9 protein-coding genes are annotated in these 14,051 nt (G+C 72.0%); 1 reads left to right on the top strand and 8 read right to left on the bottom strand.

Going from position 1 to position 14,051, the window contains the following annotated elements; genetic code table 11:
• The 6 genes from FHT38_RS09720 to FHT38_RS09695 form a co-directional block, all read right to left on the bottom strand.
• Positions 1-3,543 (bottom strand): non-ribosomal peptide synthetase, encoded by a 3,543-nt coding sequence (locus tag FHT38_RS09720; protein WP_183491544.1) that lies wholly within the window; start codon positions 3,541-3,543, stop codon positions 1-3.
• Positions 3,544-3,547: 4 nt separating this feature from the next.
• On the bottom strand, positions 3,548-8,389 hold the full coding sequence (locus FHT38_RS09715) for a condensation domain-containing protein (RefSeq protein WP_183491542.1): 4,842 nt from the start codon (positions 8,387-8,389) through the stop codon (positions 3,548-3,550).
• Positions 8,390-8,642: 253 nt separating this feature from the next.
• Positions 8,643-9,392, bottom strand: coding sequence for a thioesterase II family protein (locus FHT38_RS09710; RefSeq protein WP_183491540.1), 750 nt, complete (start codon positions 9,390-9,392; stop codon positions 8,643-8,645).
• A 3-nt stretch (positions 9,393-9,395) separates the two neighbouring features.
• Complete coding sequence (locus FHT38_RS09705) at positions 9,396-9,641, bottom strand: MbtH family NRPS accessory protein (RefSeq protein ID WP_091724543.1); 246 nt, start codon at positions 9,639-9,641, stop codon at positions 9,396-9,398.
• A 123-nt stretch (positions 9,642-9,764) separates the two neighbouring features.
• Positions 9,765-10,010 carry a DUF4880 domain-containing protein gene (locus FHT38_RS09700; RefSeq protein WP_091724542.1) on the bottom strand — a complete coding sequence of 82 codons (246 nt, stop codon included), beginning with the start codon at positions 10,008-10,010 and terminating at the stop codon, positions 9,765-9,767.
• A 134-nt stretch (positions 10,011-10,144) separates the two neighbouring features.
• On the bottom strand, positions 10,145-10,669 hold the full coding sequence (locus FHT38_RS09695; protein ID WP_183479431.1) for a sigma-70 family RNA polymerase sigma factor: 525 nt from the start codon (positions 10,667-10,669) through the stop codon (positions 10,145-10,147).
• Positions 10,670-10,784: 115 nt separating this feature from the next.
• On the opposite strand from FHT38_RS09695, the gene FHT38_RS09690 reads away from it, so the two are divergent.
• Positions 10,785-11,573, top strand: a complete 789-nt coding sequence (locus FHT38_RS09690; RefSeq protein ID WP_183491538.1) for a 4'-phosphopantetheinyl transferase — start codon at positions 10,785-10,787, stop codon at positions 11,571-11,573.
• A gap of 64 nt (positions 11,574-11,637) precedes the next feature.
• Here FHT38_RS09690 and FHT38_RS09685 read toward each other — a convergent pair whose 3' ends face one another.
• Together FHT38_RS09685 and FHT38_RS09680 are read right to left on the bottom strand one after the other, a co-directional pair.
• Positions 11,638-12,906, bottom strand: coding sequence for an ABC transporter substrate-binding protein (locus FHT38_RS09685; protein WP_183491536.1), 1,269 nt, complete (start codon positions 12,904-12,906; stop codon positions 11,638-11,640).
• A 53-nt stretch (positions 12,907-12,959) separates the two neighbouring features.
• Entirely contained in the window at positions 12,960-13,949 is a 990-nt protein-coding gene (locus tag FHT38_RS09680) for a LacI family DNA-binding transcriptional regulator (protein WP_091724538.1), read from the bottom strand.
• Positions 13,950-14,051 lie beyond the last annotated feature (102 nt).

Genomic DNA, 14,051 nt, shown 5'->3' with positions numbered 1-14,051 from the left:
TCAGGGGGACGGCGTCGCGGTCTCGGAGGCCGCGGTCTCGGATGTCGCTGTCTGGGATGTCGCTGTCTGGGGCCCTGCGGTCTCGGACGTCTGCCAGTCGGTGGCGGCCAGGCGCTCGAAGCCCGAGGTGTCCCAGGGGCCGGCGCGCAGCGCGGCGGCCAGCTCGGCCACGATCGGGTGGTCGAAGACCAGGCCGGGCTCGATCTCAATGCCCAGCAGCTTGCGCAGGCGCGCGACCAGGCGGATCACCAGCAGCGAATGACCCCCGAGCTCGAAGAAATCCTCATCGATGCCGATCGGGCCGCGGCCCAGCAGCAGGCCCATGCCTTGCGACAGGACGCTCTCGAGCGCGTCGCGCGGCGCGCCGGCGGACGCGGCCTGGACCGAGGCCGTCGGGCCGCTCGTCCCGCTGAGCGCGTCGAGCGCGCCGAGCGCGCCAGGCACGACGACGGATGACGTCGATGTCGGGTTCGTGGTCGAGGACGAAGACAGGGCGGACGCCACCAGCGTCGCGATGGCGGCGCGATCGAGCTTGCCGTTGGGCAGGCGCGGGAAGTCGTCGACGCGCATCACCCGCGTGGGGACCATGTGCGAGGGCAGCAGCGACTTCAGCGCCTCGCGCAGGCCGCCGATGCCGACGTCGACGCCGGCACCGTCCTCAGCCATGGCGACGCAGGCGGCCAACTCGATGCCGCCGGCGCCTGGCATCCCGAGCACGACGGCCTGGCGCACGCCGGGCAGCGTCAGCAGCGCGCCTTCGACCTCCGCCGGGTCCACGCGGAAACCTCGCAGCTTCAGCTGATGATCCGCGCGTCCGATCAGGCGCAGGCCGCCCTCGGCGAGCACCTGCGCGACATCGCCGGTGCGGTAGAGGCGCTCGCCGGGATGGAACGGGTCGTCGACGAAGACGCCCGGCACCTCGCGGCCCAGGTAGCCGCGGCACAGCTGCGGACCGCCGACATGGACCTGCCCCTGGGCGCCGGCCGGCACCAGCCGCATCGCCTCGTCGAGCACATGGACCCGGGTGTTGGGCAGCACCTGCGTCAGCGGCAGCGCGTCGGCGCCGTGCGCATCGGACGGACGCACGCGGTGGACCAGCACGCCCACCGTGGTCTCGGTCGGGCCGTAGTGGTTGTGGATCACGGTGTCCGGCGCCAGGCGCCAGATGCGCTCGATCAGCGCGCGGGGCGCGGCTTCGCCGCCGAGCACCACGGTGCGCGGCAACCGCGGCGACCGGGCGTCCAGCAGGGCCTCCAGGTGGGACGGCACGATCTTGATGGCGTCGATGCCGCGACCGTCGACGAAGCGGGCGAAGGCGTCCGCGTCTCGCGTGTCGGCGTCTTCGGCGATGACCAGGCAGGCGCCGTTGAACAGCGCGCCGAACAGCGCCGTGTTGCCCAGGTCGGCCACCACCGAACTGGCCAGCGCCCAGCGGCGGCGGGCCGCCAGGTCCATCGCCGCCGAGCTGCCGACGACGTAGTGGAGCAACTGGCCATGCTCGATGGCGACGCCTTTGGGCTGGCCGGTCGAGCCCGAGGTGTAGAGCACATAGGCCAGATCGCCCAGCCCCGCGACGCTTGGCGGCATGTCGGCGTCGAGGGTGCGCAGGTCGACGACCGGCTCAGCTGCGGGGCTCAGGCTTTCGCCGGCGAGGACCGCCGCGCGGCAGTGGAGCGCCACGTCGACCGCATTCATGCCGCCGAGCGATGCGGCGTGCAGCACCAGCGCGGGCCGCGCGTCGGCGAGGAGCGCCTGCCGGCGGGCTTCCGGCCAATGGGGTTCCAGCGGCAGATACGCCGCGCCGGCGCGCCACGTCGCCAGGATCGCGACGATCAGGTCGGCGCTGCGTGGCAGGTTCAGCGCCACGAGCGCGCCCGGCGTCACGCCCAGCGAGCTCATCGCGCGGGCGAGCCGGTTGGCCCGTTGGTTGAGCGAGCGGTAGTCGAGCGTCTCACCCTGCGCCTCCACCGCAGGCGCCTGTGGCGACAGCGCGGCCCACTCGGCAACATGCTGCGAGATCGTGAGCGTGCCCACGTCGCGTCGCTCGCCGCGCCAGGACAGCAGTGCCGCCCGCTCCGCCTCGCCGACGGGATCCAGCATGTGCATTGCCGCGTGGGGGTGGTCGAGCGCCGCGCGGAGCAGCGTATTGAACTGCCACAGCAGCCGCTCGACGGCCGCGCGTGAATGGCGCGTCCCGTCGGCGTTCAGCACCAGCTCCGGGCGCGGCCCCCAATGCACATCGAGCGAGAGCGCGACATCGCTCTCCGGCAACTCGACGTCCGGAGCGGACCAGCAGGCTGCGGGCGGCACGGCCTCGCGCCAGCCGAAGACGGCCTCCCGATGCGCCGTGGTCGGTGGAGCATCGACCGGCCAGTACTCCTGGGCGTCCACGTGATTCGTCGCGATCGCCGCGCAATGCGCGAGCCAGTCGGAGAAGCGGGCCTCCGGGCGCGGCGTCATCGCCATCGGCAGGAGCTTCTCGAAGAGGCCCATGCCGCCGCGCATCAGGTCGTAGTCGGCGCGGCAGTCGTGCCGCCATCCAGCGACGAATGGCTCGAAGCCGTTCAGACGCGCCAGGAGCAGCAGCCACACCGCCTGCAGCAGCCGTTCGGGTCCGGCCGCGCTGGCGTCGCCGTCGCCGTCGCCGTCGCCGTCGCCGTCGCCGTTGGCATTGGCATTGGCATTGGCATCGGTGAGACGGCGAACCAGGTCAGCCGGCAACGCCGCGCGAGCCTGGACACGCCCCGCTCGTGGTGCGAGCGGCTTGGCGAGCCGAGGGGCCTGCCAGTCGGCGACGTTCAGCGCTCTCACGACACCCACGGTGCCCGTGGTGCTCGCGGCGACCGCGTCATCCGCGGTGCCAGCGAAGTGACGCTGCCAATAGGCATTGCCCGCCTGAGCCCCGTCGTCGCTCGCGAGCTCCGCGCGCCAGTCGACGTACTGCGCGTATTGGAAGTGCTCGGTGCCGATCGCATCGGCGGTTGCGATCTCGGCCACCCGTGCGAGCAGCGCGATCAGGCTCCCGGCGTCGACCACCAAGGCGCTTGCGTGGACCGCCAGCACATGGCGCGCTTCACCGAGTCGCGCCAGCCCCGCGCGGACTACGCGCCCCTCATCGATCGCCAGCGGCGTCGCGAGTGCCTCCAGCCACGCGTGTAGCGCGCTGACGCCCTCTCCGCGTCCATGCAGCCCGCCCTCGCGTTCGTCCGCTCCGTCGGCCGTCGAGTTGGCCGTGGAGTCGGCCATGTCCGCGTCGCGCAGATCAGCGCCCTGCCAATCCAGCACCGGTGTCGCGGGCAGCGACCATTGCCGCAGGCCGCGATAGCCGTCCACGGCGCCGAAGGCCGTGCGCAGCAGGTCGTGCTCGGCCACCGCCTGCTCGACCGCCCACCTCAGCGCGACGACGTCCAGCGGGCCGTCGATGCGGACCCACGCCGTCAGCGCCGTCGACGGATCCGCCAAGGCAACCGCCCGCTGCTCGGGGCTCAATCCGCTCGACGCCAGCGCGGCGGCGGCGATCTCGGGGGTGTGGATCGCGTTCATCGGTTCACCCCTCCCCGCCCAGCGCCGCGCGATCGAACATCGCGCCCATCGCCACGACGATCTTGCGCGGTCCCTCGTAGGGATCGCGCGCATGCGCCGCCAGCATGTTGTCCAGCATGATGACGTCGCCTTGCCGCCAATCCAGCCGCACCGCGCAGGCCTCGTAGGTCGCACCGACCACGGCCATCGTCGCGTCTGGGATCAGCGAGCCGTCGCCGAACATCACGTGCCGCGGCATCCGCTCCAGCCCCACCAGCCCGAGCAGGTCCTCGCGCACCTGCGCCTCCAGGCAGCTGACGTGATGCAGCTGCACCTGGTTGAAGAACACCCGTTCCCCGGTCAACGGATGCTTGACCACCGCCGGGCAGCGGGTGCGCGTCTGCAGCGTGTCGGCGTCGAGCCAGCGGAAGCCGGTACCGGCCCGCGCCAGCCGCGCCTCGACCTCGGCACGGTCCGTGGTCTTGAAGAAGTCTTGCCACGACACGTCCAGCCGCGGCGTGAAGGTGCGGACGTACAGCAGCCCCTTGCGCTCGAATTCGTCGACCAGGTCGGCGGGCAGGCGCCGCAGCATCTCGCGGCAGTCGACGATGGGCGTCGCGCCGCCCACCGGCGACGGCAGCTCGCAGAAGAACCACTGCTTGCGCGGCCAGCGCTCCAGGTGCGCGCTCTCGTTGTGGAACAGGATCATCTGCCGCTCGGGGTACGGCGTCGACCGGTAGGTGTTGCGACCGCCCTCCTTCTTCGGCAGGTCGCCATAGCCGCCGAACAGCTCGGGCTCGATGGTTTCGGCGAAGGCCTCGAACTCCTGCGGCGTCCGCAGCCCGAAGCCCCGCATCAGCAGGCCGCCATGCGACAACAGCAGCGACTCGACGGTGTCGCGATGCCGGCGCGCCCAGGCGACGGCATCGATGTCCGGACTGGTGGCCTCGACGATCAGCGGGAAGCGGCGATCCTCGGCCAGCGTGGACAGGCGCACGGCCGGCAGCGCGGGCACACCCGGCAGCGTGGCGACACCCGGTAGCGCGGCCACGGCGGGTGCGCCCGTGCTGATCGCCGTCGCCGCGCCCTTGCCGAGCTTGGACAGCTTGTCGAGTTTGCTCAGCTTGTCGAGCTTGCCGGGCTTGTCGACGGCGGACATGGGGAGGGAAGTCATGGTCGGCTCCTTGAAAGGCGGAGGAGAAGCAGGCGACAGGCCGCCCGGCACGGCGTCGAGCAGCGCGTCGAGCGCCGCGTCGGGCGCGGCCGCGGCGGCGCGCAGCAGCGCGCGCCAGCCTTGCGCGAAGGCCTCGACGCTGGCGCGCTCGTACAGCGCCGCGGCGAAGACCCACTCGGCGCGCAGGCCATCCGGCGTGTCGGTCACGAAGACGGCCAGGTCGAACTTCGAGGTGGCCGGCGGGCGCGACTCGAGTCGCAGGCTCAGCCCCGGCAGGTCCGTGCGCCCGGCCGGCGTGTTCTGGACGACGAACAGGGTCTGCACGAGCGGTCCATGTCGCCGCGTGCGCGGCACGCCGGCCGCGTCGACGATCTGGTCGAAGGGCATCGCGGCATGCTCGAAGGCGCTCAGGCTCAGGTCCCGCACCCGCGCCAGCCACTGGGCGAAAGTGCCGCCGCCCTCGCGTCGTGAACGCAGCGGCACGACATTGACGAAGAAGCCGATCAGGTCCTCGATCTCGGGCCGGTCGCGTCCCGCGACATCGGTGCCGATGACCAGGTCGTCGCTGGCGGCGCGGCGGTGCAGTGCCGCGAGGAAGGCGGCCAGCATCACCGCGAAGGGCGTGCTGCCTTGCGCGCGCGCCAGTTGCCCGATGGCGTCGGCTTCCGCGCGCGGCAGCATCAGCTCGATCGCCTCACCGGCCATCGACGCCACGGCCGGTCGCTCGCGGTCGGGTGGCAGCGTCGACAGCACCGGCGCGCCGCGCAGCGTCTCGCGCCAGTGCGCAGCGAGCGGGGGAAGCGCCGTGGCGAGCTGGCGCGTCTGCCAGTCGGCGTAGTCGGCGTACTGGACCGGCAGCCGCGACCAGTGCGGTGGCCGACCCGCATGGCGCGCGGCATAGGCGGTGGCCAGGTCGCGGACAAAGACGGCCACCGACCAGCCGTCGAAGACGATGTGATGAACGCCCAGCAGCAGGACGTGGCGCTCGGGCGCCAGCCGCAGCAGCGTCGCGCGCAGCAACGGGCCGTCGGCGAGCTCGAACGCGATGCCCGCTATCGCGGCGAAGGCCTCGTCCAGCATCGCGGACTGGCGAGCCTCGGGCAGCGCCGACACATCCGTCAGCGGGAGCTCGAGCGCGAACGGCGGCCGCGACACGGCCAGCGGCTCACCGTCGTCGTTCTCGGGATAAACGGTGCGGAGCACCTCGTGGCGCTCGACGAGGTCGGTCATCGCCGCCCGCAGCGCCGGCAGGTCCAGCGGACCCGACAGATGCAGCGCGGCCGTCATGTTGTAGGCGGGATGGGCCTGGCGATCGGCGCGCGGCGTCAGCCGCTCGACCAGCCACAGCCGGCGCTGCGCCGGCGACAGCGGCATCGTGGCGCCCCGCGCGATGGGGAGCAGCGGTGCCGATGTCGGCATCGCCTCGCCCCTCTGCCGCAGCGCCTCAGCCTCCTGCCGCAGCGCCTCGACCCGCGCGGCCAGTGCGGCGAGCGTCGGTCCCTGGAACAGGTCGCGCAAGGCCAGCTTCACGCCGAACCGCGCCGTCACGCGCGACGCGAGCCGCGCCGCGGTCAGCGAGTTGCCGCCGACGGCAAAGAAGTGGCTTCGCGGAGTCAGGCGAAGGCCGCCGGCATCCTCGAGCACCTCGTGCCAGATCGCGGCAAGCGCCTGTTCGGTATCGGTCAGCGCCGCATCGAGCCCTGCATCGGTTCCGGCGTGAGGTCCCGTGTCGCGCTTTGCATCGCTTCCCGCGTCCAGCATTGCGTCGGGCGCTGCATGGGGCGCTGCGTCGGATGCAGCGTCGAGCCTCCGAGGATCGGCGTCCTCCGCATCGACCGTGAAGCGACCGTCCGCATGCACCGCGTAGGCATCGAGGCTGTCGTCCTGCCAGCCGCGACGCGCCGCGCTGCGCTGGATCTTGCCGCTCGAGGTCTTGGGCAGTCCGCCGGGGTTCAGCAGGACGGTCACCCTCGGCGCCTCGCCGCAGACCTCGCCGACCACCGCCGCGATCGCGGCGACCAGCGCCTGCGGCGTCACCGCCTTGCGCGTGGCGCGGGACACCTCGGCCGCGACGCCGATCGCGTCGCCCGTCGGGCCGGGCACCGCGAACGCCGCGATGCGGCCCTTGCGCACGAGATCCAGCCGGGTCTCGAGCGCGGCCTCGATGTCCTGCGGATAGAGGTTGTGGCCGCGGACGATGATGAGGTCCTTGATGCGGCCGGTCACGTAGAGCTCGCCGTCCAGCACGAAGCCCAGGTCACCGGTGCGCAGCCAGCGATCCGGCCCCTCCTCCGCGAAGGTCTCGGCGCTGGCCTCCGGCCGGCCCCAGTAGCCGAGCGCGACGCTGGGACCCTTCACCTGGATCTCGCCGATCTCGCCCGCGCCACGCGCCGCGGCGCTGGACGGATCGACGATCCGCAGGGCGTGATCGGGCGCGACGGCCCCGCAGCCGACCAGGCGCTGGGCGCCGACGTCACAGGCAACCGCCCCGCTCTCTCTCGTTGCGTCGCTTGACGCGATCACGCCGCTTGACGCGATCACTCCTCTCGCCTGCGTCGCCGCGGCCGCTGCCGTCGTCGTGGTCGCCCCATCCTCCGGCAGCGGCTCGGCCATCCCGCGCTTCAAGGCCTCGCTCGAGAAAAGCCGCGACACCGCGCCGTGCGTGCGCTGGCTCCCGGTCACCAGCAGCGTCGCCTCGGCCAGGCCGTAGCTTGGCGTGACGGCACGCGCCGCGAAGCCGCACGGCGCGAAGGCGGCTTGGAAAGCCGCGACCGTGTCGGCGCGGACCGGCTCGGCGCCCGACAGCGCGATGCGCCAGGCGCTGAGGTCCCAGGCCGGCGGCGCGTTCCGGTCGGCGCGCGCGACGCGATCGGCGCACAGACGATAGGCGAAGTCGGGACCGGCGGCCACCGTGCCGCGATAGCGGTGCATCGCGTCCAGCCAGCGCGTGGGTCGCGCGAGGAAGGCGGCCGTGGTCATCAGCACCAGCATCCCGCCAGCGTGCAGCGGCTGCAGCAGGCCGCCGATCAGGCCCATGTCGTGGAACGGCGGCAACCAGCTCACGTAGACGTCCCGCGCGGTGGTGCCCAGCGTCGCCTGGATCGCGATTTCGTTGGCCATCAGGTTGCCGTGGCTGACCATCACGCCCTTGGGCGTGGACGTCGATCCGGACGTGTATTGCAGGAAGGCGATGTCAGCGGGTCGCGGACGGTGCGGACGCCACGCATCGGCGCGTTCGGCGCGGATGTCGTCGACGGCCAGCAGCCGCGCGGCGCCGGGTGCCGCGATGCCCTCAATGCCCTCGAAGGCGCCGCCGTCGATGTCCGCTCGCGCGGCGAGGACCGCGGCCGCGCCCGCGTCGCGCGCAATGGCGCCGAAGCGCTGGAGGTGCTGCGGCCGGGCGGGCTCGGGCGGGAACACCGGCACCGCGATGAGGCCGGCGTACAGGCAGCCGAGGAAGGCGACGAGGTAGTCGTCCGTGCCCTCCAGCGCCAGCAGCACCCGCGCGCCCAGCGGCAGGCCGGCGTCCTGCAGCGCGGCAGCGACCGCCCGCGCGCGGCGCCCCAGCTCGGCGTAGCGCACGGGGCGGTCCCGGCCGTCGAGGCCGCCGTCGTTGAGCATCACGAGCGCGATGTCTTCCGGCCGCATGCGCGCGAGCTCATCGACGCGGTCGACGAGGGTCTCGGACGGCATTCCGGACGCCGTCGAGGCAGGCGCGGACAAGGCTCGCGGCGCGGCCATCGCGGCTTTATCCATCGCGGCTTTATCCATCGCGGCGTTGTCCGTCGCGGTGGGGTCCGTCGCGGTGCGGTCCGCCACGGCGGCCGGAGAAAACGTAGGAACCGGAGAAAGGGACGAAAGGCTCTGCATCGCGGCAGTCATGTCGCGCTTCTTTCTGTGAGGAGGTCGGAGCGGCGGCGCCCGGTTCGCCCGGACGGCCGCGCGCTCACGCGAAGGCGTCGGTCGCGGGCACGGCGCGCGCGCCGGCGGCGCTCAGGTGGCGGGCCAGCGCGGCCAGCACCGCGCCCTCCTGCTGCCGCACGAAGAAATGGCCGCCGTCGAACCAGTCCAGGGTCATCGGCAGCGTGGACTCGGCCGACCAGGCGGCCAGCCGGTCCGGCGCGATCTCGTCCTGGCGACCGGCCAGCACGTGCAGCGGCACCGGCAAGGGCGCGCGCGCCTCGTGCCGGTAGCTCGCGCACACGCGGTAATCGGCGCCCAGCACATCCAGGGTCAGCCGCAGCAGTTCCGCGTTCGCGAAGACCTCTTCCGGCGTGCCGCCCTGGCGGCGCAGGTCGGCCACCAGCGCGGCCTCATCGCCGATCACGCGCTCCAGACGCGCCGTATCGCGACGCGACGGCGCCGCGCTGCCGGAAGCGATCAGCGCCAGCGGCAGGCGCACGCCGCGCTCGCGCAGGCGCTGCGCCAGGCCATGCGCGAGCAGCGCGCCCATGCTGTGGCCGAAGAGCGCGAACGGCGTGGCCGGCGCCAAGCGCGGCGCCAGCTCCTCGCACAGCTGGTCGGCCAGCGCGTCGAAGTCCTCGACGAAGCGCTCGCCCAACCGGCCGCCCCGGCCCGGCAACTCCACCGGCGTGATCGCGATCCATCGCGGCAGCAGGCGCCGCCAGCGCAGGTACATCGTGGCGCTGGCGCCCGCGCAGGGCAGGCACAGCAGCTGGACGGCCGTCTCGGACATCGATCACTCCGCCGCGGCGGCGCTGCCCGACTCCTGGCGCGCCATCCACTCGCGCAGCGACTTCGGACGCATGTCGGTCCAGGTGCGATCCACGAAGGCCAGCACCGTCTTCTTGTCGCCGCGCACGTCCGGCACCACGGACCAGCCGCCGGGGACCGCCTTCCAATGCGGCCAGATGGAGTACTGGTCTTCGTGGTTGACGAGAACGATGAAGGTGTCGTCTTCGCGATCGAAGCAGCTGGTGGACATGGAAACGCCTCTTGCAGGATGGGTGATGCCGGCGCCCTCCGGTCGATCCGGAGATGGCGGCTTGTCCTGTGAAGACGTTTCAGCGCGGGAGATGTTCATGGCGCCCGCGCCGACCCTCCCGGGTCAGTCGCAGGGCTCGGGCGGTGCGGTCGTGGCAGTGCCGTCGCCGCGTGAGGCGCGCGCGGGCACCTGCCCCGCGAGGTCCCAGAGCCGCGCCGCCTGCCGATGGGCGCGGCGATGCGCGGGATCCTCGGCCAGCCAGCGTTCGAGTTCGAGCCGGGCGGCGGCGTCGAAGCGCGCGCGGTCGAACTCGCGTTGCACCCACGTCCAGGCGGCTTGCCAGACGGGATCGTCCTGCTCTTGTGTCATGGTGGGTTGGCGGCGGCGTGACCCGGAGTGAAAGACCCTGGGCCGGTCGGCCCCAGGCGCGGGAGCTTACTCCAGGGACGCGTCGCGGCGCGCGCCGGGCGCGCTTGCGGCGAGCGACGGGCGCGCGATGGGCGTCAGTCGTCGGCCAGCAGGTGCCGGCAGCCCGCGATCGCGCGCGCGGCGTCGGCGATCCAGGCGTTCACCAGGCCCAGCGCGCAGCCCATGCGCTTGGCGATCTCGCGCTGCGTCAGGCCCTCGAGGCGGTAGAGCTCGAAGGCCTGCCGCGTCTGCGCCGGCACGCCGGCCAGCGCCCGGTCGATCGAGCAGATCACCTGCTTGTCGCGCATCTGTTGCTCGGGTGACGCGGTGTCGGGGATGTCCAACTCATCGGCCTCCACGTCGAAGCAGCGGTAGTTCGCCTCGACGCTGTGCTTGCGGCAGTAGTCCAGGGCCAGGTTGCGCACCACCCGGCTGCAGTAGCACAGCGGCCGGTCGGCCTGCCGCGGCGACTCGCCGTGGATCAGCTTCAGGTAGGCGTCCTGCAGCACGTCGTCCGCCTGCTCGGGCGTGCGGACGATGCCCTGCGCGATGCGCCGCAGACGCGGCCGGTTCTCGATGAAGACGTGAGCCAGCGAGGGCTCCACGCACGGGGTGGTCATGACAGGACGGCTCCCTGTGACTTCGAGGTCACCTAGATGATAATAATTCTCAACAATGCCGGACTCTACCGTCATCCGAGCCGATCTTTCCCTTTCCCGCCGATAAAAGAGGGACATGACACAAGCGCTTCATCCGGCAACAGATCGCGTCGAGCCGTTTCCGTCGCCGCCGCCCTCGTGCTGGGAACGGCTCGCGCGGCTGGCGCCGCATCGCCTGGCGGCCATCGAGGCCTGCCTGATGCCCGCGCCGCATGCACTGCCCGCTGGCGTCGCCGGGCGGGGGATGGATCTCGAGCAGCTGCAGGCGCTCGCGCAAGACCTGTTACCGGCGCTGGTACCGCCCGCGTTGCAGCGGGCGAGCGCCTCACGGCAGCTCGGGCACCTCGGCGGCCGGCTGTGCGCGGAGGCGGCGATGGCCGCCGTGAGCGGGCGTCGCGTCGGCATCGGCATCGGCGAGTCCGGTGCGCCGCTCTGGCCGGCCGATCTGGTGGGGTCGATCTCCCACACGCGCGGCGGCGCTTGGGCCTGCGTCGGGCTGCGCCCGGCATGGTCGATGGTCGGCATCGACAGCGAATTGCTCGCCGATGCCGACGCCGTGCGCAGCATCGTCGAGCTGTGCTGCACCGCCGAGGAACGCCGGCGCTGGTTCCCGCAGGCGCCGGACCCGCTGCTGGCCACCCTGCTCTTCTCCGCGAAGGAGAGCGTCTACAAGGCCATCCATCCGGTGGTGCGGCGCTTCGTCGAGTTCGACGAGGTCGAGCTGGTGGCGCTCGATGCGGGCCGCGGCGCGCTGCGGCTGCGGCCGGTCCCTGGCGGGCCGCTGGCGGCGCGCTTCGACGGCTTCGCGCTCACCGCCGTGGTCGCCGGCGACCAGGTCCACACCGCACTGGTCGCCGGCGATTGACGCCAGCCTCGATGCGCTGATCGAGGCTCGCGCCGCGCTCGCAAGGCGCCGGTCACTGCGCCGATCACTGCGTCTTGGCCGCCGCCACTAGCCGGTCCATCGCCTGGGCCGGCGTGATCGCGTCGCTGTTCCAGAACTGGCTGACCACGTCCTTGAGCGCGCCCTCGACGGCGGCGCGGACCGCCATGCCGTGCGCGATCGACGGCAGCAGCGTGCCGGCCTTGCCCGCCTCCGCGAAATCGGCGGCCGAGGCCTTGGCGCAGTCGTCGTAGCGCGCCAGGCTCACGCCCTGGCGCACCGGGATCGAGCCCTTCTCCAGGTTGAAGGACTCCTGCACCGCCGGCGACAGGATGGCCGAGGCCATGTCGCGCTGCGCCTGCTGGTTGGCCTCGCCCTTGACCTTGAACATCGCGAAGGAGTCGACGTTGAAGGTGTAGGACTTCGCGGTGCCGGGCGCGGGCACGCACAGGAAATCCTTGCCCGCGGTCTTGCCGGCGGCCAGGAACTCGCCCTTGGCCCAGTCGCCCATGATCTGCATCGCGGCCTCGCCCTTCATGACCATGGCCGTGGCCAGGTTCCAGTCGCGGCCCGGCGCATTGCGGTCGGTGTAGGCCTTCAGGCGACGGAAGGTCGCGAGCGACTTCTCCATCGTCGGGCTCTTCAGGCTGGCCGGGTCGAGCTGGATCAGCGCCTTGCGATAGAAGGCCGGGCCGCCGGTGCCCAGCACCACCGTCTCGAAGGTGGTGAAGTCCTGCCAGGACTGCCCGCCGTGGGCCAGCGGGATCACCCCGGCCTTCTTCAGCGCGTCGGCCGCGGTGAAGAACTCGTCCCAGCTGGTCGGCGGCTTGACGCCGGCCTTCTTCATCACCTCGGGATTGATCCAGAGCCAGTTGACGCGGTGCACGTTGACCGGCACGGCGATGTAGTGGCCCTTGTACTTCACGATGTCGCTGATGACCGGCAGCAGCAGCTCGTCCCAGCGCTCGGCCTTGGCGACGGTGTCGATGTTGGCCAGCATGCCTTCGGCGGCCCAGTCCTGCAGCAGCGGGCCCTTGATCTGCGCGGCGGTCGGCGCGTTGCCGGAGATGGCGCGCGACTTCAGCACCGTCATCGCCGCGTCGCCGGCGCCGCCGGCCACCGCGAAGTCCTTCCAGTGGTGGCCCTTGGCCTGCAGCGAGTCCTTCAGGCCGGAGATGGCCTTGGCCTCGCCGCCGCTGGTCCACCAGTGCAGCACTTCCAGGTCGCCGGCGCGCGCCGGGCCGGCCAGCGCGCCCAGGGTCGCGATCGCGGCGGTGGCGAGCACGGCGCGTCGGGTCAGGTGAATGGTCTTCATCGTTTGTCTCCTTTTGTGGTCTGGGGGTGGATCGGAAGGATGGGCAGGCGCCGTCAGTCGATGCAGCTGGTGCTGTCGCGCACCACCAGCTCGACCGGCAGGGTCACGGTCAGCGCCTCGGGCGTCGGCAGCTCCAGCAGCAGCTCGACGCCCTTGACGCCCAGCGCCGTCTTGTCGACGCGGACAGTGCTCAGCGGCGGGTGGCTGACGGCGGCGCCGCCGATGTCGTCGAAGCCGATGACGGCGATGTCCTCGGGGATGCGCAGGCCGGCGTTCAGGCACTGCCGCAGGGCCACCAGGGCGGCGCTGTCGTTGAAGCAGACCACCGCGTCGGGCCGGCGGCGGCGGTCGAGCAGGCTGCGCATGGCCGCGGTGATGCCGGCCTCGCCGTCGCCCAGCTGCGGCGCGATGATCTCCAGGTCCGGGTCGGCCTGGACCTTGGCCTCGAACAGCGCCCGCCGGTAGCCGCGGGCGCGCTGCTCCAGGCTGTAATGCGCCGGCGAGCCCGAGATCAGCGCGATGGTCCGCCGCCCGCTGCGCAGCAGGTGGCTGGTGGCCAGGAAGCTGCCGTGCTGATGGTCCGGGTTGACCGAAGTCATGCCGCGGCGATGCATGTCCACCAGCACCATCGGCTTGCCGCTGCGCTTGAGCGCGTCCAGCACCTCGGGCTCGAAGTAGCCGACGCACAGGTAGGCGTCGAGCGGGTGGACGCGCACCTGGTCGATCACCGGCTGCTCCGGCCCGGCCACGAGGAAGGAGAGCGACAGGCCTTCTCTCTTGCAGGCCTGCTCGGCGCCGTGGAGCACCGCCGAGAAGAAGGGGCTGGACGCCAGCGTGTTGTGCTGGCTGTGCAGCAGGAAGCCGATCCGGCGGATCTTCTTCTTGCGCAGGTGGTTGACGTCGTAGCCGAGACGCATGGCGGTCTCGCGCACGATCTGGCGGGTCTGCTCCGACAGGCCGGACTGGTTGCGCAGGCCGCGCGAGACGGTGCCGATGGACAGGCCGGCGGCCTTGGCGATATCGCGGATGGTGATGCTGCTCATGGGTTGGGGGCGATTCTTGGAAAGCCCGTTTCAAGGGTCAACGAAGTCGCACGAGTTTCCCAACTGTTTAGGACGGTTCGCTAAACACCCCAATCCTGACGA

The sequence above is a fragment of the Mitsuaria sp. BK041 genome, assembly GCF_014193085.1.
Lineage (GTDB): Bacteria > Pseudomonadota > Gammaproteobacteria > Burkholderiales > Burkholderiaceae_C > Roseateles.
This window is presented reverse-complemented; position numbering and strand designations above follow the sequence as displayed.